Below are 21123 nucleotides of genomic sequence, written 5' to 3' on the forward strand. Positions count from 1 at the left end.
TATTACGTACAGCTTGGCTGGATCATCACCGGCGAAAGCCGTCCTTACAAAGCCGGAGCATTCAAGCGGGTAAAACCGGCATCGCCCAAAGGGGCCTGGGAAGTTGTTGCCCGCTTTGAAGATGGTGACGGAAAATACAGTGACGTGGGGCTGACCACGACCGACGGCGAGCAAACAACACTGGGCGTTAACTATTACGCCAACAAGAATGTTCGACTGGGTATGAGCTACATGGATGGCGAAGAAGCCAATGGCGCGAGCGGAGATGAAGTTCGCGCAAGGTTGCAATACGCATTTTGACCGCACGGGATCCCCGATCAAATTTATATCTGGCTGAAAACCGATGCAGAAAACATCACCATTAAAAAATAATCGGAAAATTCAGCTCTGGTTAAGGTTGGCTTGATACGCTTTACCCGAGTCGAGTCAAGTCGATCATTAATGACGTGCTCTGATTTTCAGGGCAGGCACTGGCCTGCCCTGTTTTTTTAATGCCTGCCCCGCACCCCTGCCAGCCGGCTTTCGGGCGCCGACTGCCAGCATCTGTAAATTTGTTTTAGTGCAACACTGCCAGACACATTTTGCCGTGCCGTAAACTTGCCGATTTCAGGCTTTTCTGCTAAATAGAACACAGCCTTATTGTTTTTGGGCTGCAATAACGACAATCTCGTTTTAGAGACGTTGGAGGATTGATGAAAACAATACAAAAGCGAATCAGTCAGGGATTTTTGGGGGCGCTGATAGCCGCAAACGGCATACCTGCTGCCTTAGCGGTGGAGGTCCCGACAGCTTCAGGAGTCAAGCTGGATATACTTACCCAAGGCAAGTTTCAACCAACCTATTTTTCTAATTTCGATCTGGACAGCAGCGTCGACGATGGCGCTACCGGCACTTCTGCTGGCGCTGTTCAGGTTGGAGATGAGCACGTCAGGGCTGAGGTCAGGCTTGGAGTGGTGGCGACTGGCGATAACTGGACGGGTAAACTGCTTCTCGAGAATGACTTTGCCCTTGATGCCAATTCGGTCGATCGCGCATACCGAGGCGAGAGATTTGGCTTGGAGCAGGCCTTCTTCACTTACACCTTCGATCCGGCCTTTACACTTCAGGGTGGCTGGACTTTCAAGAATCTGGACATGGCCTCAGGCGGCCTTCTATATGGCGACGACCACCCCTTGTTCGGCGCCACCGGCAAGACCTCGTTCGGTAGCTACGATGTTTTCTGGATGCCGATTACAGATGGGCTGATTTCCAACCTCCAGGCTCCTGGAGCAAACCCTGCTAACGGTGAACTGGACTGGGACGTGTTTGCTTCAAAGTTTGATTTTGATCTGGGAAAAGGTAGTCGTATCTCCCCGATCCTGACATACAGCGACAACCAGCAGCAAGGTGCAAAGGCAACCTATTACGGTGTCGAATACATCGGAAATATTGGCGCCATAAAGGTACGGGCCGAGGTGCTGGGCGTGACCGGTAGTTTCGACAATGGCGATGACATCAGTGCCTATGCCGGTTACGCGGGCCTTGAGTACCCGGTTAGTGAATCCTTCAACCCCTTTGTAGCACTACGCGTAGCAAGTGGGGATGACGATCCTACCGATAATGATGTAGAGGGCTGGCTGGGCATCACCGACATCGGTAGATTCTCGCCCCTGATCGGTATTGATGGCCAGTTCTTGGGATGGCAGCCGAACTCTAACCAAGCGATAGCATCGGGCCTCTTCGGCCTCGCCCTTGACCAGGCTGGTCCTGGTGGCGCTGGGTATGGTGGTATTTCCAATGCCGGTACTGGTAACAACCCAGGCCAGATCATGCTCTCTGTTGGCAGTTCGGGAAATTTAGCGTCGATCTCGCCCAAGCTGTCATATCAGGCACAGGTTTTTCCCATGTGGTTCCAGCAAACGGGCGGCCTTGAAACGCTCAGCACCGCCAGCGGATCGGTGGACAGTTATGCCGGCACCGAACTTGATGTGGCTGTAAAGTACCAGGCTAACCAGTACTTTGCTCCAAGGCTGGTACTCTCCAGTTTCCTGCCCGGCAAGGGCGTTGAGGATGCCACCGGCGCAGACGATGCGGCCTATGTTGCAATGCTCGAGCTGAACTGGAATTACTGAGCCCGGTTGATAAATGACGACTGGAAGCAATCAAGTTGAGGCGCCGGTAACCGGGGCCTCAACTTTTTTAAGGGGGCATAGATTTTATGAAGCTGTTTTTCGTGATCTTCCTGATTTTTTTTGCCGCATCCAATGCTCAGGCCCAAGGCTACGATGTACCATTGGATTCGCTGTCGGAGTGGACAGGAGAGAAGAGCATCAGGGTGGTATCGAATATTGAGGGCCTGAACACCGATAAAGAGTTTCTCGCACTGCTGGGGCGCCTCACCGTCAAGGGATTCGATGTAAAGTTTGGCAGTTCCGGACCCATCGATGAAGGCCTGACTCTTGAGGTTCTCCAGGTCAGAGATAAGACTGCACTCTCTATAAAGTCCACCGATTCTCAAAAATACTTTCTTTCCGTCCTGATTGACAAAGCCAATCAGGACGGGGGTGAAATACGGGCCGAAGCCTACACTCCGAGTATTCTCCCACTGCCGGAAGATTTCAGCCCTAAAATGATTGAGGCGCTGCCTCGGCCCAGCCAGAAAGACAGTCAACTGGTTTTCCTGTCAGATTCGGCATTGGTACTGGGACTCTTCGATGGCGGCAGGGTTAAAAGAATTGATGAACTGACATCAGGCATCAAAAATTCGAAAGCCATTTTCTTGTCAGTTGGCCAGTCAGACTCAGATCCGAACCCGGAGGTTGCCGTAGTATGGGGTCAGGACCGGGATATTTCAGGCAAGGGACAATACACAAAGATCTACTCTCAGCTTTTTGAAATCTCGGGGCAAACGCTGCAGGAAGAATCCGAAAAAGCCGAGAATGTGGCGTTACGGTTTATCAATAATCAACTGCACACCCAACGATACGAGTTGCTGCAAGGTGACATTGGAAAAATAGCAGTTACTTCCGGGAAACAGACCAATGCTCGAAATGACTCCGTTGTCTCGGCCGATGCTGGAAACATGATTTTTTCCTACTTCCCTATCGACAACGCTACCTCAATCATAGTAAATGAAGCCAATCTTGAATTGCGGAACTCAAGCTGGAAGTCTTCGCCACAACTCGGGCTCGGCAAGGTATCCTCGCCAAGACTAACGAAACGCCTGAAGGACAGGAAAATCATTACATCACCCGATTACGCCTTTTCCGTTAACGAAGAACATCTGTCCATTCCCAGGAAAGCGGTTGTGAACAATGGATCGGTTGTAACCTATCTCAGAAAAAGAAGGCCTGGGCTTTCTGGCTTAACATCCGCTTCAGGACCAGATTCGTTAATCAAAGCAAGCTGGGACAGTGATACGCCCGAATCCGGGTTTTCGATTTCACCCATGCATGAAATAAGCTCTTTTATTATTGATTTTTCATATGTGAAAAATAGGGGAGCGTTTCGATTACTCGTATTAACTAATGAAGAAAGTGATAACCAGGGCGCAAGAAAAATATACATATATTGACAGGCTCAGAGCCCGGCGATGCCATCCATTGCCTACCCTGAAGACACCCTCAACACACGGCTCGCACTGACACAGATGGGGCCAAAAAACGCGCGCTTTCCTATCTTCACCGGGCTTTGCTGGGGCACAAATGCCCGGAGAGCCGCCGCACCTGCATGGTTTCCGCACACGGCGACTGGTAACCAAAAGTCTAACAGACAAAATGTTGCAATTCGACGGACAGTAATCTAATGTCTTTTTTGTAAGAAAAACAACTATGTTGTGGCTCGAAAAAAATAAATGACTTGACAAAAAGACTAAAAGGGAATGTGCACATGCGCAATAAGCTGAGAACACTCGCCGCTCCGCTGGCAATGGCTGTAGCAACAACGCCGGCTTTGGCCGCAGAGCCGGTCGGACGTGCGTCACCGACTGTAGAAGACCTGAAGGTTGAAATAAATCAACTGACAGCAGAAATGGAGAAACTTAAGAATGGCGATTCGCCCTTCACAGTGAACGGTTATTACCGCCTTCAGGCCACGTCGCAGAGCCTGGACGAGACCAACGACAACAGCAGTGCCTTTGTAGATCAGCGCCTGCGCGCAAAGATCAGCGGCGACCTCAACGATAACGTGACTGTAGTCTGGTACGGTGAGTTCGATTCTCCGTGGGGTGAGACGGGGAGCTGCCAGGGTGACAATTGCGGCAAGCTCAGCGCCGATGGCGTTGGCGTTGAAACCAAAAATGCTTACGCTGAACTGAAGGTGCCAAACAGCGACTGGAAGGTACGGGCGGGCATCCAGGGCTATGGCTTCGGCAAGTACGAGAGTTTCGTCACCAACGACGACATGAATGGCATTTCCTTTGCGGGCAATGTTGGCATGGCCACGCTGACAGGTGGCTGGTTCAAGTGGGAAGAAAACGATAGAGATTCCGCAGACGACGTGGACTTCTACACGGTGAGCGCCGAGCTTCACCCCAGCGAGGTTTTCCACTACGGCCTCACCGGAGCCCAGATCAGCAACAGCAGTCAGGTTGCTCTGAATGGTACGGCGGCTCGAACGGATGACAACTATCTCGGTGCCTACGCCGACTATACCTATGACCAAATGGCCTATAGCGGCTCGGTACTTTACAAAAAGTCGTCCGGGCTCGACTCTGACGCAACAGATGGCGACACCTACATGTTGAACCTGTACGCCCAGAGACACTGGGGCAACGCGAGCCTCAAGATTCACGGCATCTACATTCCGGCTGACGACAGCAGCAATGGTGCAGATCGCTTCGCTGCAAACCAGTCAGGCTGGGAGCTGAATAGCAGTAATCTGCAAATCTTCGGAACAGACTACTACTACAACAATGGTTCTCAGGGGGCTAAGTCAGTTTACGATGCAGCTTACCAGGGATACGGTCTGATGGGGCTAATGGTCTCGGGTGATCAGAAGCTTTCTAACGACTACTACCTGAAGTACGGCACCGGTTACTTCCGGGTTGCCGACGACGCGCCCGACAGCGCCACTCAGGCTAACGGCTCGAGCCTCGGCACTGAAGTCGCTGCCCAGTTCGGCAAAAAATTCGCCGGCGTGTATGACCTCAGCCTTCGTGGATCCTATGGCTTCATGGGAGACTTTTACGGAGACAACCCTGAGGACACCTATAAGGTTGTCGCTATGGTCAACATTAGCTACTGATGATCGTGTAATCTCATGATCCTTGCTATAACGGCCGGGCAGTAGCCCGGCCGTTATTTCTCTGGCGCGCCAGGGATTGATATCCAGCGTAAGCGTCCCTCCCACTACGTAGTTGACTTACCCCACATCCCCAAGCGGTCGTAATAAGTCCGGCGAGACCTTGTATTGCCGGGTAGGCCTTCGAAGGTCACTTTCAGGCGACCCACAATCTTTTCTATATCTTTAGCTAGCCTGAGCTAAGCTTCCAGTATGTATTCACACTCTTCATTCAGAACTGGTTGACACGGTATCCTTTACCCCACAAAGAACGCCCATGAACTTTAAACGTCTGGAAACTTTTATCTGGGTAGCTACCCTCGGGAGCTTTCGCAAGGCGGCGGAGCGGCAAAACACCACGCAACCCGCAATATCCAACCGAATAGCGGCGCTTGAAGAGGAACTGGGCGTTCAGCTCTTTGAGCGGGATTCCGGCCGCACCATGCTGACGACCAGGGGGCAGGAGCTGTTGCCCTATGCCGAAAAAATCGTCTCCATGTCGCAGCAGCTTCGCAAACGAGCAGACAGGGTAGCTCTGCTGTCCGGCATCCTGAGACTTGGCGTTTCGGAAACCATTGTCCATTCCTGGCTGCCGTACTTTTTCCGCAAGCTGAATGAAAACACACCAAACCTGGACGTGGAGATCACCGTCGACGTCACCGGGAACCTCCGCACCGGCCTGATGGACCGAACCTTCGATCTCGCTTTCCTGATGGGTCCAGTTTCCGAACCTAAAATTGAAAACCTGGACCTGTGCAGCTTTCCCCTGATCTGGGTCGCAAGTCCCTCGCTGAAACTGCCAGACCGAAAACTGGAGCTCGAGGAACTGGCCCAGTGGCCCATCATTACCTACGCCAGAAACACCAAGCCGTTTGCCGAAATCAGCCAGAAATTCAGCGAACTGGACGAACTGCCAGCACGCTTCTATTCATCCAGTTCACTGGCAGCATGTCGCCGGCTGACGCTGGATGGCATTGGTGTGTCGGCACTACCAATGAGCGTGATATCTGACGGCCTGAAAAGCGGGCGCCTGATCACTCTGGATGCCGCCTGGACACCATCACAACTGGCGTTCACAGCCTCGTACCCCAGCGTGCCGTTTAATCCGATAGCCGAACTGGCCGCCAACCTGGCGGTCAACGTTTCGAAACAGTACGTGGAACCGGACATCACGAAAACTTATCACCAAACGTAAAAAACCATAATTAGACTTTTTCGCCAATAGGAATAACCTGATCCATAACCACATAACAAATTCAATCAGGGGTAGCCGAGATGCAGACCGGCGATTATTCAGACTTCAAAACAGGCCTGCTTGACCAGGTATCTGAGCTACGCGCACACATACGTTCCGGTACCCATACCGGAACCACCAGCGGCAAGGCACAGAGCCTGGTTCAAGGCAATGTCGTCATCCTGCCGGCCGACTGGGCAAACGATTTTCTTCTGTTTTGCCAGAACAATCCTGTCGCCTGCCCCCTGATTGGCGTCTCCCAGACCGGTGACCCCATGCTGCCGGGCCTTGGGCGTGATCTGGACATCCGAACCGACATCCCCGAGTACCAGATCTTCCGCAACGGTGAACGGGCTGAGACTGCCACTGACATTCGCGATGTGTGGCGCAACGATTTCGTGACGTTCGTACTCGGCTGCTCCTTCTCGTTCGAAGATGCGCTGGTCCGTGCCGGCCTGTCCATCAGGAACGTCGAGCAGGGACAGAACGTATCCATGTATCGCTCGAACATTGCCACCCAATCGGCCGGCCGGTTCCACGGCGACATGGTGGTATCCATGCGGCCGTTCAAAGCTGCCGATGCCATCCGGGCGATTCAGATCACCACCCGGCTACCCAAAGCGCACGGGGCGCCGGTGCACATCGGGGATCCGGCCCTGATCGGAATCAACGATATCCACGCTCCGGATTTTGGCGACGCCGTCACCATCGGCGGTGACGAGATACCCGTCTTCTGGGCCTGCGGCGTGACACCGCAGGTCGCCCTGGAGAATGCACGCCCCCCGATCGCGATCACTCACGTACCGGGAAAAATGCTGCTCACCGAGCGGCTCAACGAAGAACTGGCGGTGCTGTAGCAACTGCCAATTGATGACCAAAGCAACAACAACAAAAGAACGGGAGAATCGATATGTTCAAACAACTTGCGACAGCCACCCTGATGGCAGGGTTTTTCTTCACCACCGCAGTCAACGCAGCCCAATGGCACATGCCGACGCCCTACGGCGATGCGAACCTGCCAACCAAAATCGCCTATGAGTTCGCTGAAGACATCAAGGCAGGCACCAACGGCGACATAGCCATCACCGTCCACTCCGGCGCCTCACTGGTCAAACATCCGGAAATCCCGCGGGCCGTCCGCACAGGGCAGGTTCAGCTGGGGGAAATCTTCATCGGCATCATGGGTAACACCCATCCGGTGTTCAAACACGACAACATTCCGTTTCTGGCAACCAGCTTTGAGGATGCAAAACGGCTCTGGGAAGCCGCGAAACCCGAGGTGGAAAAACAACTCGACAAAGAGGGCATGAAGCTGCTTTACACGGTGCCATGGCCCGCCCAGAGCCTCTATACAAAGGCTCCGGTCAACACCATGAGCGACCTGGAAGGTCTGAAGATGCGCGCTTACAGCCCGTCCACTTCACGGCTGGCTGATCTCATGAACACCACCCCAACCACCGTTCAGGTACCTGAGATCCCCCAGGCATTCAGTACTGGCATCATTGACGCGATGATTACCTCTCCATCCACCGGCGCCAACGGCCAGGCCTGGGATTACCTCTCTCACTACACTGACATCAAAGCCTGGATTCCCAAGAACGTTGTCGTCGTCAATAAACGCGCATTCCGCCGCCTGAGCGATGAACAGCGTCAGGTCATTCTTGACGCCGCAGCGACCGCTGAAGCCAAAGGCTGGGAAGGCGTGCGAGTGACCGCTGCCGAAGACACCGCAACGCTGGCTGAGAATGGCATCACAGTGTCTGAGCCGTCAGAGCAGTTGATGCAGGAATTCCAGAAGATCGGCGACATCATGATCCAGGAATGGGAAGAAGAAGCTCCGAAGGAAGTCGGCGCTATTCTGCAGAACTACCGTTAACGGTCCATTCACAAGACGCTTTCCCCTGGTATTCCAGAGGGAAAGCCGCCTTGGGAGGCGTCTTCCATGAGCACCCTTCGAGACAAGTTTTACCTGGCATCTGGTTACGCAGCGGGGTTCTGCATTGCACTGATCATGGTCGTGATTCTGGTGCAGATTGTTGGCCGCCTGTTCGGCTTCATCATCCCTTCCGCTGAAAATGTGTCCGGGTACGCTCTCGCTGCTTCTACGTTTTTCGGGCTTGCCTACACCTTCCATGAAGGTGGCCATATCAGGGTGACCCTGGTTATCCAGAAGTGGTCGGCCCGGGCGCGGTTCGTTCAGGAACTGGCGGTACTCATACTTGGCCTCGGCCTTGCGTGCTTCATGACGTTCTATTGCTGGCACATGGTTTGGGAGTCCTACGTTTTCGAGGAGGTCTCACACGGCTACATTCCCATTCCGATCTGGATTCCTCAGATCCCGGTAGGGCTGGGCACGTTAGCGCTTACCATCGCGATCCTGGACGACCTCATCGCGGTGCTGCGTAAACGTGTGCCTTCCTACCAACAACACGAAAGTGACGTCAATCTGGAGGAAATCTGATGGATACCACGCTGCTCTCCATCGCCCTCGCTGCCTCCATGATATTGATGCTCGCGCTTGGCGTATGGGTATCACTGACCTTGGTCGGCATTGGCGTCCTCGGGCTATTGTTGTCCGGCAACGACCAGATCGGCCTTCTGTTCGCAACCTCCAGCTGGGGCGCAAGCACCGGCTGGTCTCTGACCGCACTGCCGATGTTCATCTGGATGGGCGAGGTTTTGTTCCGTACTCGCTTGTCCGAGGACCTGTTTAAGGGACTGTCACCCTGGATGGGTGGTTTACCGGGCAAGCTGCTGCACGTAAACATTCTCAGCTGCGGTATATTCGCGGCGGTGTCCGGCTCGTCGGCCGCCACGGCGGCCACCATTGGCCGCATGACCCTACCCGAGCTCAAGGCTCAGGGTTACAGCGACCGCATGGCTGTCGGTACCCTTGCCGGTTCCGGCACCCTTGGGCTGCTGATACCACCGTCTATTATTCTGATCGTTTACGGCGTGGCGGCCGAAGTGTCCATCGGCCGTCTGTTTATCGCCGGCGCCCTTCCTGGCCTCATGCTGGTGGTCATGTTTATGGGGTACACCATGGTGTGGGCGACATTGAACAAGGATGAGATGCCCAAGCATAAGAAAGAGCACATCTCGTTCTCAGCCAAGATCAAGGCACTGCGAATGCTGCTTCCCATCGTGGGCCTGATCGTATTTGTGCTTGGCTCGATCTATGCCGGCTTTACCACACCCACTGAGGCTGCCGCCCTCGGCGTTTTTGGTGCCCTGTTGCTGGCGGCTGTCACCGGTTCCCTGAACGCCGACAGTTTCAAGGCAAGCCTGCTGGGCGCGGTCAAGAGCTCCTGCATGATTGGCCTGATTCTGGTGGGCGCGCATTTTCTCACCTTGTCCATGGGCTTTCTCGGCATTCCAAGAGAGTTGGCGGAATGGATTGGCAGCATGTCGCTCTCTTCTTTCGAACTGCTTGTCTGCCTGACTGCCCTCTTCGTTCTACTGGGCTGTTTCCTGGATGGCATTTCCGTGGTGGTTCTTACCGTCGCCGTGGTCATGCCCATGGTCCAGCAGGCCGGCATCGACATGCTCTGGTTTGGCATTTTTATTGTTCTGGTGGTTGAGATGGCACAAATCACACCGCCGGTGGGTTTTAACCTGTTCGTGATCCAGGCATTGACCGGGAAAGACATCCTCTACGTTGCCCGAGCTGCGCTCCCCTTTTTCCTGCTGATCATGGCGGCGCTGTTTCTGATCGGCTGGTTCCCGGAAATTGTCACCTACCTCCCTCAAACCATGAGCCGAGGCTAGCGCACATTCACTTGTTTCTGGAGACAACCAATGAAACTCAACTGCGATATGGGCGAGAGCTTCGGTAGCTGGACCAAGGGCATGGATGCCGAGGTCATGCCCTACATTGATATGGCCAATATTGCCTGCGGCTTCCATGCCTCAGACCCGCTGACCATGGACCGCACCGTCAGAACCGCGATTGTCGAGAAGGTCGCCATCGGCGCGCACCCCGGCTATCCGGATCTGTTGGGCTTCGGCCGGCGTGACATGGAGTTTGCACCCGAGGAACTCCAGGCCCTGCTGGTGTATCAGATCGCTGCGCTGGACGGCATCTGCCGCACCCACGGCACAGCCATCGAATACATCAAACCCCACGGCGCGCTCTACAACAAAATGGCAGTAGACCGCACAACCCTGACAGCGGTGATGGCTGCAGTAAGCAACTATGCGCCCCACTGCCCCCTGGTGGTCATGGCAACACCCGATGCCGACGAGGTTCTGGCACTGGCCGCCGACGTGGGCATCGATGTGTGGTTCGAGGCGTTTTCCGACCGTGCGTACAGCGACGAAGGCCGACTGGTTAAACGCTCGGTGAAGAACGCGGTTCACGACACGCGGGAAGCCATAGAAAGGCAGGTAACACAGATCATCACCGAAGGCAGCGTCACGTCGATCTCCGGCAAACGTATCCCGATAAAGGCCGACACCCTCTGCATTCATGGCGACAGCCAGCATGCTGTAGAAGCGGCCAGGCACATGCGGCAGGTCGTCGAGTCGCTATGATCATTGAAGCCGTCAACGAAAGTACGTGCATCGTCTACTTTGGTGACCGTATCAGCGATGACATCGCCGGCCAGGTCAAGTGGGCCACGGAGGCCATTCGCCAGAACCTGTCGGACCTGGTGATTGACCTGGTGCCTTCGTATACCTCCGTGCTGGTGTGCTATGACGCCGACAGGACCGACCGCTTCGGCATCGCGTCCCGGCTGCGCAAGGCATTGAGCGAGGGCGAACAGGAGGCGCCGGATGAAAGCGCTTCCAGCACCATCGAGTTGCCGGTCTACTACGGCGCCGAAGTAGGCCTGGACCTGGACGAGGTGTGTGACTATTCAGGCCTGAGCCGGAACGAAGTGGTGCGCATCCACAGTGAGCAGACCTACCGCGTTTACGCCATTGGATTCAGCCCGGGGTTCGCTTACCTCGGCATTACCGACCAGCGAATTGCCCTGCCCCGCAAAGCCACGCCCCGACAGAAAATACCCACCGGGAGCGTTGGTATTGCCGGCTCGCAGACCGCCATCTATCCCAGCGCCACGCCGGGCGGGTGGCAGATAGTCGGTCGCACGCCTCAAAAAATGATCGATTGGGACAGCGATTCCCTGGCGCTGGTATCAGTAGGGGATAGGGTGCGGTTCCGGTCGATTGACCGCCAGGAATATCTGGACCTGGGAGGCAGCCTCGATGAGTTTTGAAGTTCTGGATGGCGGCATGCTGGCCTTATTGCAGGACCCTGGCCGGTACGGCTATCAGCACATTGGCGTGACCACCGGCGGCCCCATGGACGAGCATGCCTTTCGTTGGGCCAATCGCCTGCTCGCCAATCCACCGGAGGCGGCGCAGATCGAGATCAATATTGGAAAACTGAGCCTGCTGGCCCATGAGGATACCTGCATCGCGCTCACGGGTGCGGACCTCGGAGCGCAGATCAATGGAGAGGCGGCAGCACCCTGGCATACCTATCAAATCCACCGGGGAGACCGTATCGAATTCGGCATGCCGGTGGCCGGACTAAGGGCCTACCTTGCCGTCGCCGGGGGACTGAAGCCCACCGTGAAACTGGGTAGCTGCGCCACCGTCGTGCGCGAAGGCCTTGGAGGACTGGATGGACGCGGGCAAAAGCTGGCCAAAGGCGACTGCATCGGGTTTGACCGCAGCCATCCAAAGACCATGGCAAGCCTGCCAGCCGGGGAAATTCCAGACTATAACCAGGACCTCCACATCGGTGTGATACCCAGCTACCAATACGCGCACTTTTCTGCTGGTGAGCGTATGAAATTTTTCACGGGCTGTTACGAGGTCAGCCAGCGAATCGATCGCATGGGCTATCGGTTAACCGGCGACCCTATACACTCTGAGCTGGACGGCATCATCTCCGAAGGCATTGCCTATGGCGCCATTCAGGTGCCCAGTGACGGCCAGCCGATCGTCCTGATGAAAGACCGGCAAACCATCGGCGGCTACCCAAAAATAGGCTGCCTGAGCGCCCTGGATGCTGGCCAACTGGCGCAGCGTGGGCCCGGGACACGGATCCGTTTTTACCTTGCGGACGTCGCAGAGGCCGAAGCCCAACGCGCGATTTTCAACCACAAGCTGGAAACCTTCAAACCATCACTCGCCGGCCCGTAGCCGGGTACGCACGCCCCGCGACGTCATCACCGCCAGCACCTCCATCAAAGACAGCACACCCCGGTCGTGCTTCTTTGGTGCCTTACCCTTACCCATGCGTCCGAGTTGCCGGGTGTACCAGCTCACTTCCATCAGCGCCATCTCATCAATCAAGCGAATGCCGGTGCGAATGGGTTTCACGGAACTGGTAAATGCCTGCCCTGCCATAATGCGTCTCGGGAAGTCCGGCTCCACCGCCAGTGGCCGCGCCAGGCCCACCAGATCTGTAGCCCGCGATGCCACAGCTTCCGCCATGCCTGACTCGGTGCGGAAACCACCGGTTACCATCAACGGCACGTCCACCCGCTTGCGCACCTTCTCCGCAAATTCCAGGAAATACGCCTCCCGGGCGACGGTGCTGGCCTTCGCGCCATTCACACCCTTGGCACCTTTCGCCATCGCCGGGTTTTCGTAATTGCCACCGGAAATCTCCACCAGATCAATGCCGAGCTCCGTCAGGGTCTCGATAACCTTTAACGACTCTTCCTCGGTAAAACCACCCCGCTGGAAATCCGCCGAATTCAGCTTGATGCCCACACTGAACTGCCCGCCGGTCGCCGCGCGGATGGCTTTGTACACCTCCACCACAAACCGCATCCGATTCTCGGGACTACCGCCCCACTCATCCTCCCGAACGTTATGGTGTGGCGACAAAAACTGACTCACCAGATAGCCGTGCGCGCCGTGAATCTGCACCCCGGAAAAGCCCGCCTTCTCTGCAATCGCTGCACTGCTGGCGAACCGCTGGATAATCTCCTCAATCTCCGACACCTCCAGCGCCCGGGGCGTCGCAAACATGGCCTGCAACTCCTTGCGGAACGGAACCGCACTGGGCGACACCGGCGCCTTGTTCAGCATTTTCGGGCTCTGCTTACCGGGATGGTTGAGCTGCATCCACAGCTGGCACCCGTTGCGTGAACCAGCCCTCGCCCATTCTCGCAACAGGTCCAGATCCCGCTCATCCTCCAGCACCACATTCCCTGGCTCACCAATATGTCGCCGATCAATCATCACATTCCCGGTGATCGACAACCCGATCCCGCCATCCGCCCAAGTGCCATAAAGCCGTGGCAGATCCCGCGTCACACGGTTATCCATGGTTCCAAGGGTTTCGCTCATGGCCGATTTGGCAAATCGATTGGGTATCACCGCCCCGTTTTTCAGGGCTAGCGGCTGGGAAAGCAGTTCGGCAGGGTTCATTGATCGGTCTCCGTAGGATGCCTGGAATTTTCCAAGGACGAGGGCCGATCATGGCGAGTAAACAGAATGGCTGCATTGGCCGGAATGCCGCACCAATTGCGGTGACATACAAGTCAGTATGAAAACAGGAGATATCCACAAAGCCAAAACAAGCGAGGCCGGTCAGGTTATTCAGAACCGGGGAGCGCCAGGGATGGCGCGACCGAGCCCTACAGGGACGTATCCACGGGCGTGTTCTGAATAACCTGACCGGCCTCGCGACCGCTCCGCAGCCCGAAGGCCACGGAACAGAACTGCCAGCCTTAAAGAAGCAGGGACCGAATATCCCCCAACAACTGACTCAACACCGAGGTAAACCGGGCCGCATCAGCCCCGTTCACCGCGCGGTGGTCGTAGGACAGCGACAATGGCAGCATCAGCCGCGGCTGGAAATCTTTGCCATCCCAGACCGGCTTCATCGCCGCCTTTGAGACACCAAGAATCGCCACCTCCGGCGTATTCACGATCGGCGTGAACGCCGTGCCACCGATACCACCCAGGCTGGTGATGGTAAAGCAGGCACCCTGCATCTCGGTCGGCTTAAGCTGCTTGTCCCGCGCCTTCTGGGCCAGGTCCGCGCTTTCCTCCGCGAGCTCCCAGAGCCCCTTCTTGTCGACATCCTTGATCACCGGCACCATCAGCCCGTGAGGCGTGTCCACCGCAATCCCAATGTGAATGTACTGCTTGCGGATCACTTCCTTGCGGTCCATATCCAGCGACACATTGAACTGCGGCAACTCCGCCAGCGCCGTGGCGCAGGCTTTTAGCAGGAACGGAAGCGGTGTCATCTTCACACCTTTCTTCTCGCCGGCCGCCTTCTGGGCCTTGCGGAAGTCTTCCATGTCGGTGATATCCGCGTCCTCGAACTGGGTGACGTGGGGCACGTTCAGCCAGCTACGCTGCATATTGTTCGCCGTAGCAAACATCATGCGTGACATGGATTCGCGCTCAATCTCACCAAACTGACTGAAGTCCGGCAGTTTCACGCCAGGAATGCCGGCGCCACCGCCGCCAGCCACGGTGCTGCCTTGCTGCGTCTGCTGCAATTGGCTTTTCACGTAGGCCTGGACATCGTCTTTCAGGATGCGACTCTTCGGGCCGGAACCCTTGATGCGAGTCAGATCCGCGCCGAATTCACGGGCCAGCTTGCGCACCGCCGGTCCAGCATGAACCTTGGCACCCGGCGCCGGTGGCTCGTAGGTTGCCGAGGGCTGCTCCGGCTTGGGATCGGAAGGCTTGCTTTTCGATTCAGGCTCACCTTCCTGCTTTTCCTTGCTGGAAGACTCAGACGCCTCGGACGACGCGTCCTCTTCGCCTTCGTCGCCACCCTCTTCCACGATGGTCATTTCAACCAGATCGAGACCTTCGGAGATCTTGTCGCCCTCGGACACCAGAATCTTGCCGATCTTGCCGGCATAGGGAGACGGAATCTCCATGGTGGCCTTGTCGGACTCCACGGTCACCAGTGCATCGTCCGCCTCAACCTCATCACCTTCGCTGACGTTGATCTCGATCACCGGCACATTGTCGAAGCCGTCCAGCGCGGGCACCTTCACGGTTTCCTTTCGGGAACCGCCGGATTTCTTCGGTGCCGGCTTTTTCTCTTCAGACTTGGCTTCTTTGTCGTCCGACTTGGCTTCCGCCTCGTCTTTCTCATCGGACTTGGCGTCTTCGCCAGAATCCTTGTCGTCATCCGAGCCACCAGTGTCGCCACTGACTTCCATCATGCCAACGACATCGCCTTCCTTGACCTTGTCACCCACTTTGACGGTGATCTTGGTAATTTTTCCGGCACCCGGTGACGGCAGTTCTACCGATGCTTTATCGGACTCCACCGTCAGTATCGGATCTTCTTCCTCAACCGAATCTCCCTTACTGACGAGCACTTCGATAACCTCGACCTCGTCTGCACCGCCGAGATCCGGAACCTTGATTTCCTGTTCACTCATGGCGGTCTCCTTAGCTCAGCACCGGGTTCGTTTTGTTGCGATCGATTCCGTACTTGCGCATAGCCTCGAGAACCACGTCGTTTTTGACTTCGCCATCCCTTGCCAGGGCTGCCAGCGCGGTCACCGCCACATAGTAACGATCCACCTCGAAGTGACTCCGCAATTTCTCGCGGGTATCACTGCGGCCGAAACCATCGGTGCCCAGGGTCAGGTAGGTTTTCGGAATGTACGCCCGCACCTGTTCAGACAACAGCTTGATGTAGTCGGTGGACGACACCACCGGCCCCTGCTGCTTCTCCAGGCATTGGGTGATGTACGACTTCTTGGGCGTATCGTCCGGGTGCAGGCGATTCCAGCGCTCGATGTGCAGGCCGTCACGGGCCAGTTCGTTGAAGCTGGTCACGCTCCAGATATCAGAGGCAACACCAAAGTCTTCTTTCAGCAGTTCCGCAGCCGCACGCACCTCGTTAAGGATGGCACCGGAGCCCATCAGCTGAACCCGTGGGGTTTTCTTACGACCTTTGGTTTCAACGGAATCCAGCAGGTACATACCCTTGATGATGCCCTCTTCCACTTTCTTGCCGTCCTTGCCTTCCGGCATGGCGGGCTGCTCGTAGTTTTCGTTTTCAATGGTCAGGTAGTAGAAGACGTTCTGATTGTCTTCAAACATCTCCTTGATGCCATGCTGGACCACCACGGCCATTTCGTAACCGTAAGCCGGGTCATAGGCCTTACAGCTGGGAATGGTCTGGGCCAGGATGTGGCTGTGGCCGTCCTGGTGCTGCAGGCCTTCACCGTTCAGCGTTGTTCGCCCGGCGGTGCCACCCACCAGGAAACCGCGGGCCTGAATGTCACCCGACGCCCAGGCCAGGTCGCCCACGCGCTGGAAACCGAACATGGAGTAGAAGATGTAGAACGGTATCAGCGGGAAGTTGTTGGTGCTGTAGGAGGTCGCTGCTGCCATCCAGGCCGCCATGGAACCGTCTTCGTTGATCCCTTCCTCAAGCACCTGACCTTTCTTGTCTTCCTTGTAGTACATGATCTGGTCACGGTCTTCCGGCACATACTTCTGGCCTTCAGAGGTGTAGATACCCAACTGACGGAACATACCCTCCATACCAAAGGTACGGGCCTCGTCCGGTACGATCGGAACCACCCGTTTACCGATGCGCTTATCCTTGGTCAGAGCCGTCAGCAGTCGCACGAATGCCATGGTCGTAGAGATTTCACGACCATTGGAGCCTTCCAGCAAGTTCTTGAAGGTGCCCAGCGGCGGCGTCTGCAGTGGCTGACAGTCCTTACGGCGCTTGGGATAGAAACCGCCCAGTTCCTGCCGGCGCTTGTTCATGTAAACGATTTCCGGGCTGTCCGGCGCCGGCCGGTAATAGGGCACGTCCTTGAGCTCTTCGTCCTTCAGCGGCACCGCAAAGCGGTCACGGAAGGCTTTCAGTTGCTCGATATCGAGTTTTTTGAGCGAGTGCGCTGTGTTCTGCGCTTCGCCGGCGTTACCAAAGCCATAACCTTTGATGGTATGGGCCAGAATCACCGTCGGCCGTCCACCGTTGTTATGGATAGCGTGATGATAGGCCGCATAGACCTTGTAAGGATCATGGCCGCCGCGGTTAAGCTTGTTGATGTCCTCGTCGGTGAGGTTATCCACCATCTTGGACAACTCCGGGTATTTGCCGAAGAAGTGCTTACGGGTATAGGCCGGGCCGTTGCTCTTGAAGTTCTGCAGGTCGCCGTCAACGGCTTCGTCCATGACGCGCTGCATCAGGCCGTCCTGATCCTTCTCGAACAGCGGATCCCACATGCGGCCCCAGACCACTTTCAGTACGTTCCAGCCAGCTCCCCGGAATACGCCTTCCAGTTCCTGGATAATCTTGCCGTTACCACGCACAGGGCCGTCGAGGCGCTGCAGGTTACAGTTAACGACAAAGATCAGGTTGCTCAGGTTTTCGCGGCCAGCCACAGAGATGGAACCCAGGGTTTCGGGCTCGTCGCACTCGCCATCCCCGACAAAGCACCAGACCTTGCGGTCGCCCATGTCGATCAGCTCACGACTGTGCAGATACTTCATCACGTGAGCCTGATAGATGGCCTGGATCGGCCCAAGGCCCATGGACACCGTTGGGAACTGCCAGTAATCCGGCATCAGCCAGGGGTGGGGGTAGGAAGACAGGCCTTCACCGTCCACCTCTTCCCGGTATTTGTCCAACTGATCTTCGTTAAAACGCCCTTCCAGGTAGGAGCGGGCGTAAATACCTGGTGAGGAGTGACCCTGGAAATACACCAGATCCGATTCGCGCTTCTCATCCCCGCCGTGGAAGAAGTAGTTGAAGCCAACATCATACAATGTCGCCGCCGAGGAGAAGGATGACACGTGCCCGCCCAGATCACCCGGGCGCTGATTGGCCCGCAGTACCATGGCCATGGCGTTCCAGCGGATCAACGAACGAATACGGCGCTCCATGAACAGGTCGCCCGGCATCCGGGCTTCCTGGGTCACCGGAATGGAATTGCGGAAGGGCGTCGTGATGGAATAAGGCAACTCAGTGCCGTCGCGGCTGGCTCGTTCGGAGAGCCTTTCGAGAATGTACTTGGCGCGATCAACGCCCTCCTGTTCGATCAGAGACTCCAGCGCATCCAGCCATTCACTGGTCTCTATGGGATCATCGTCCTGGTACATCAAACCTCCCCTTGGCATTAAAAAGTGCAGAGCGCGCCACGATCAGCGGCTGAGCGCCTTGCAATATCGATAAGCTGCGATGGAATGCAGAGCGTTTTATTATGGGTATCTGCCTGCCCGTTACTTTGAACAAGCATAGAACACGATCGCCAGTTTTACTGCGTGAAGCGCCCTTGAGTCACTTGGCTTTTGGTCAGCGAATTCAGGTATCACTCACACACCGGCACAAACCACACCGACGATTAAGTAGTATTTTTACTACATTTCGGTATAAAAATTCAATTTTTGAGGAAAATTCACCATTGCCTGTCGGACTATTTCGGTTACTTACGTAAGAATGGCGCCTTTTTCTCTCCCAAACAAGCATATTCAGACCAAGGTCGTAGGTTTCCTACCAATTTGATTAGACCTGAAAATACTTTTAGATTTATGTATACTCGCCTGCCCGTTTTTTGACCAGCGGAGTGGTGGCAATCTCCACCCCTCCAGAATATGGCTCACAACCAAAGAGGGCGATCTATGAACTCCATCGTCACGTTCCCGAACCGGATTCCAACCGCCGAGTTCGAAGAGCGGCGCTTCAAGGTCTACACAGACCGCCAGCTCGATAAGATTGACGTTATCCAGAATCTCCCTGAAGAGACCCTGTTTGAAATGAAGGTGGTAGCCAGCGTACTCCCCTTCCGCGTTAACGAATACGTGATCAATGAGCTGATTGACTGGAACAAGGTGCCGAACGACCCACTTTACCAGTTGGTGTTTCCCCAGAAGGGCATGCTGAAGGACGAGCATTACGAGCGCATGGCAAAGATGCATCGTGAGGGCGCGGAGAAGAAAGAAATCCAGGCAGTGGCGAAAGAAATTCGCGACGAGCTGAACCCGCACCCGGCCGGCCAGATGGAAATGAACATGCCGGAACTGAACGGCGAAGTCCTGGACGGCGTTCAGCACAAATACCGTGAAACCGTTCTGTTCTTCCCGGCCCAGGGCCAGACCTGCCACTCCTACTGTACCTTCTGCTTCCGCTGGGCTCAGTTCGTGGGCGACAAGGACCTGAAGATGGCCAGCACCGAAGCAGAAAAGCTTCACGGCTACTTGCAGGAGCATACCGAAGTCAGTGACCTGCTGGTCACCGGTGGCGACCCCATGGTGATGAAAACCAAGAATTTGGTCCAGTACCTGGAGCCTCTTCTGCAGCCGGAGTTTGATCACATCCAGACCATTCGCATCGGCACCAAGGCCCTGACCTTCTGGCCATACCGTTTTGTGACCGACAAGGATGCAGACGAACTGATTGATCTGTTTGCCCGCCTTGTGGATGCCGGCAAGCACGTGGCCATCATGGCGCACTACAACCATTGGCAGGAAATCACCACCGATATCGCGGAAGAAGCCATCCGCCGCCTGCGTGCCACCGGCGCTGAAATCCGCGCCCAGGGCCCACTGATCAAGCATGTGAACGACAATGCCGACGACTGGGCAAAACTGTGGGACAAGGAAGTACAGCTGGGCATCATCCCTTACTACATGTTTGTGGAGCGGGACACCGGAGCCAAGAACTACTTCGAAGTGCCTTTGGTAGAAGCGTTCAATATCTACCGCGAAGCCATCAAGCAGGTTTCAGGCCTGGCTCGCACCGCCCGCGGCCCGTCAATGAGCGCTGGCCCCGGCAAGGTTGAGGTACAGGGCATCACCGAGATCAACGGCGAGAAAGTGTTCGTGCTCCGGTTCATCCAGGCCCGCAACCCGGACTGGGTGCAGCGCCCGTTCTTTGCCAAGTACAGCGAAACAGCCACCTGGCTGCATGAGCTGGAACCGGCCCTTGGGGAAGAGAAGTTCTTCTTTGAGGATGAGTATGAGCAGATGAAGAAGGGCAACGGTTAACCCGGCCCCAATCGAGTAGGAGGGGGAGTCACCTCCCCCGTCCTCTCACACCACCGGGCATACGGTTCCGTACCACGGCGGTTCCCACCTCCCATTGCTGGGCGAGCTGCGTTCCGTTGATCTCCCGCCTGTCAGAGTGATTTGCACTGCAACTGTCTTCGAGGTTCCGCCTCGTCCACGTTTGTTGCGAGCCCTCGCTTGAGGCATCTGCAAGCTCTAATCAGAGATAAGATCCGACTATCCACTCATAGTGGGTTCAGCCCTTCAGTACGCGGTAACGCACCTACTATGGCCTCTGCTGAGTTCTGGCGGCCCATCCCCACCCCTCACGAGGTGAGTAGCCCAGCGGCAGACCACCAGAGATCCCAGGGTAAGACGCGTGACCTTCACACTTATACCCGCCGCATCTACGTCCGCACCTTCCGTGCAAGTATCGGGCTTTGACGATATTGGCCGTCTCACCCGGTGCGACCGCCTAATGCGATTTCTGTTCGTCGGGCCAGTGCTTTGCCTGCGGCTTCCTTCAGATTCCACCTCGCGGTGGACACCCTTGCCGTCCGGCTAGTGGTTCCCCTTGCCGGGCCCACAGGGGACTTGCACCCCCAAGTCATCCGGCCAGCACCACCTGACCGGAACAGCGCCCGTCAAGGCGCTACGCGCCATGCCTGGCGCAC

The 21123-nt window shown here is 56.1% G+C and carries 16 protein-coding genes; 13 read left to right on the forward strand and 3 right to left on the reverse strand.

The genetic code is table 11. The features are described from left to right. From B3M52_RS13155 to B3M52_RS13210, 12 genes are all read left to right on the forward strand, one after another. A partial coding sequence (locus tag B3M52_RS13155) for a porin (RefSeq protein ID WP_286749663.1) occupies nucleotides 1–300 on the forward strand: 300 nt, incomplete at its 5' end. 392 nt (nucleotides 301–692) lie between these two features. Beyond that, entirely contained in the window at nucleotides 693–2111 is a 1419-nt protein-coding gene (locus tag B3M52_RS13160) for a hypothetical protein (RefSeq protein WP_286749665.1), read from the forward strand. A gap of 86 nt (nucleotides 2112–2197) precedes the next feature. Beyond that, complete coding sequence (locus B3M52_RS13165) at nucleotides 2198–3553, forward strand: hypothetical protein (RefSeq protein WP_286749666.1); 1356 nt, start codon at nucleotides 2198–2200, stop codon at nucleotides 3551–3553. 314 nt (nucleotides 3554–3867) lie between these two features. Beyond that, nucleotides 3868–5223, forward strand: a complete 1356-nt coding sequence (locus B3M52_RS13170) for a hypothetical protein (RefSeq protein WP_075194342.1) — start codon at nucleotides 3868–3870, stop codon at nucleotides 5221–5223. Nucleotides 5224–5536: 313 nt separating this feature from the next. Further along, a complete protein-coding gene (locus B3M52_RS13175; RefSeq protein WP_286749667.1) occupies nucleotides 5537–6454 on the forward strand; it encodes a LysR family transcriptional regulator in 918 nt (305 codons plus the stop codon). An 80-nt stretch (nucleotides 6455–6534) separates the two neighbouring features. Then, the gene (locus B3M52_RS13180; protein WP_286749668.1) at nucleotides 6535–7350 is read left to right on the forward strand and encodes a putative hydro-lyase; all 816 of its coding nucleotides are present in this window, start codon (nucleotides 6535–6537) and stop codon (nucleotides 7348–7350) included. A gap of 53 nt (nucleotides 7351–7403) precedes the next feature. After that, on the forward strand, nucleotides 7404–8369 hold the full coding sequence (locus B3M52_RS13185) for a TRAP transporter substrate-binding protein (RefSeq protein ID WP_286749669.1): 966 nt from the start codon (nucleotides 7404–7406) through the stop codon (nucleotides 8367–8369). A 66-nt stretch (nucleotides 8370–8435) separates the two neighbouring features. Then, on the forward strand, nucleotides 8436–8954 hold the full coding sequence (locus tag B3M52_RS13190) for a TRAP transporter small permease (RefSeq protein WP_127401882.1): 519 nt from the start codon (nucleotides 8436–8438) through the stop codon (nucleotides 8952–8954). Then, nucleotides 8954–10261: a TRAP transporter large permease gene (locus B3M52_RS13195; RefSeq protein ID WP_286749670.1), complete on the forward strand. Its 1308-nt coding sequence runs from the start codon at nucleotides 8954–8956 to the stop codon at nucleotides 10259–10261. Before B3M52_RS13190 ends, B3M52_RS13195 begins: the two co-directional genes overlap by 1 nt. A gap of 30 nt (nucleotides 10262–10291) precedes the next feature. Continuing rightward, nucleotides 10292–11026: a 5-oxoprolinase subunit PxpA gene (locus tag B3M52_RS13200; protein ID WP_286749671.1), complete on the forward strand. Its 735-nt coding sequence runs from the start codon at nucleotides 10292–10294 to the stop codon at nucleotides 11024–11026. Then, nucleotides 11023–11715, forward strand: a complete 693-nt coding sequence (gene pxpB / locus B3M52_RS13205) for a 5-oxoprolinase subunit PxpB (RefSeq protein WP_286749672.1) — start codon at nucleotides 11023–11025, stop codon at nucleotides 11713–11715. Before B3M52_RS13200 ends, pxpB begins: the two co-directional genes overlap by 4 nt. Further along, on the forward strand, nucleotides 11705–12649 hold the full coding sequence (locus B3M52_RS13210) for a biotin-dependent carboxyltransferase family protein (protein ID WP_041333813.1): 945 nt from the start codon (nucleotides 11705–11707) through the stop codon (nucleotides 12647–12649). The genes pxpB and B3M52_RS13210 overlap by 11 nt, the downstream gene beginning before the upstream one ends. Here B3M52_RS13210 and B3M52_RS13215 read toward each other — a convergent pair. The 3 genes from B3M52_RS13215 to aceE form a co-directional block, all read right to left on the reverse strand. Then, nucleotides 12632–13888 carry an NADH:flavin oxidoreductase/NADH oxidase family protein gene (locus B3M52_RS13215; RefSeq protein ID WP_091644257.1) on the reverse strand — a complete coding sequence of 419 codons (1257 nt, stop codon included), beginning with the start codon at nucleotides 13886–13888 and terminating at the stop codon, nucleotides 12632–12634. The two genes, B3M52_RS13210 and B3M52_RS13215, sit on opposite strands and share 18 nt — an antisense overlap. 302 nt (nucleotides 13889–14190) lie before the next feature. Further along, nucleotides 14191–15876, reverse strand: a complete 1686-nt coding sequence (aceF, locus tag B3M52_RS13220; protein WP_041333811.1) for a dihydrolipoyllysine-residue acetyltransferase — start codon at nucleotides 15874–15876, stop codon at nucleotides 14191–14193. 10 nt (nucleotides 15877–15886) lie between these two features. Beyond that, on the reverse strand, nucleotides 15887–18565 hold the full coding sequence (gene aceE / locus B3M52_RS13225) for a pyruvate dehydrogenase (acetyl-transferring), homodimeric type (RefSeq protein ID WP_286749673.1): 2679 nt from the start codon (nucleotides 18563–18565) through the stop codon (nucleotides 15887–15889). A gap of 519 nt (nucleotides 18566–19084) precedes the next feature. On the opposite strand from aceE, the gene B3M52_RS13230 reads away from it, so the two are divergent. Beyond that, entirely contained in the window at nucleotides 19085–20449 is a 1365-nt protein-coding gene (locus B3M52_RS13230) for a KamA family radical SAM protein (protein ID WP_041333809.1), read from the forward strand. Nucleotides 20450–21123: the final 674 nt, after the last annotated feature.

Source organism: Marinobacter sp. UBA2688, from assembly GCF_002352785.1.
Lineage (GTDB): Bacteria > Pseudomonadota > Gammaproteobacteria > Pseudomonadales > Oleiphilaceae > Marinobacter > Marinobacter salarius.

Bases quoted from the DNA above. Each gene is read 5' to 3' on its own strand.
- B3M52_RS13160 (WP_286749665.1), top strand. From the start codon at position 693: ATGAAAACAATACAAAAGCGAATCAGTCAGGGATTTTTGGGGGCGCTG.
- B3M52_RS13165 (WP_286749666.1), top strand. From the start codon at position 2,198: ATGAAGCTGTTTTTCGTGATCTTCCTGATTTTTTTTGCCGCATCCAAT.
- B3M52_RS13170 (WP_075194342.1), top strand. From the start codon at position 3,868: ATGCGCAATAAGCTGAGAACACTCGCCGCTCCGCTGGCAATGGCTGTA.
- B3M52_RS13175 (WP_286749667.1), top strand. From the start codon at position 5,537: ATGAACTTTAAACGTCTGGAAACTTTTATCTGGGTAGCTACCCTCGGG.
- B3M52_RS13180 (WP_286749668.1), top strand. From the start codon at position 6,535: ATGCAGACCGGCGATTATTCAGACTTCAAAACAGGCCTGCTTGACCAG.
- B3M52_RS13185 (WP_286749669.1), top strand. From the start codon at position 7,404: ATGTTCAAACAACTTGCGACAGCCACCCTGATGGCAGGGTTTTTCTTC.
- B3M52_RS13190 (WP_127401882.1), top strand. From the start codon at position 8,436: ATGAGCACCCTTCGAGACAAGTTTTACCTGGCATCTGGTTACGCAGCG.
- B3M52_RS13195 (WP_286749670.1), top strand. From the start codon at position 8,954: ATGGATACCACGCTGCTCTCCATCGCCCTCGCTGCCTCCATGATATTG.
- B3M52_RS13200 (WP_286749671.1), top strand. From the start codon at position 10,292: ATGAAACTCAACTGCGATATGGGCGAGAGCTTCGGTAGCTGGACCAAG.
- pxpB (WP_286749672.1), top strand. From the start codon at position 11,023: ATGATCATTGAAGCCGTCAACGAAAGTACGTGCATCGTCTACTTTGGT.
- B3M52_RS13210 (WP_041333813.1), top strand. From the start codon at position 11,705: ATGAGTTTTGAAGTTCTGGATGGCGGCATGCTGGCCTTATTGCAGGAC.
- B3M52_RS13215 (WP_091644257.1), bottom strand. From the start codon at position 13,888: ATGAACCCTGCCGAACTGCTTTCCCAGCCGCTAGCCCTGAAAAACGGG.
- aceF (WP_041333811.1), bottom strand. From the start codon at position 15,876: ATGAGTGAACAGGAAATCAAGGTTCCGGATCTCGGCGGTGCAGACGAG.
- aceE (WP_286749673.1), bottom strand. From the start codon at position 18,565: ATGTACCAGGACGATGATCCCATAGAGACCAGTGAATGGCTGGATGCG.
- B3M52_RS13230 (WP_041333809.1), top strand. From the start codon at position 19,085: ATGAACTCCATCGTCACGTTCCCGAACCGGATTCCAACCGCCGAGTTC.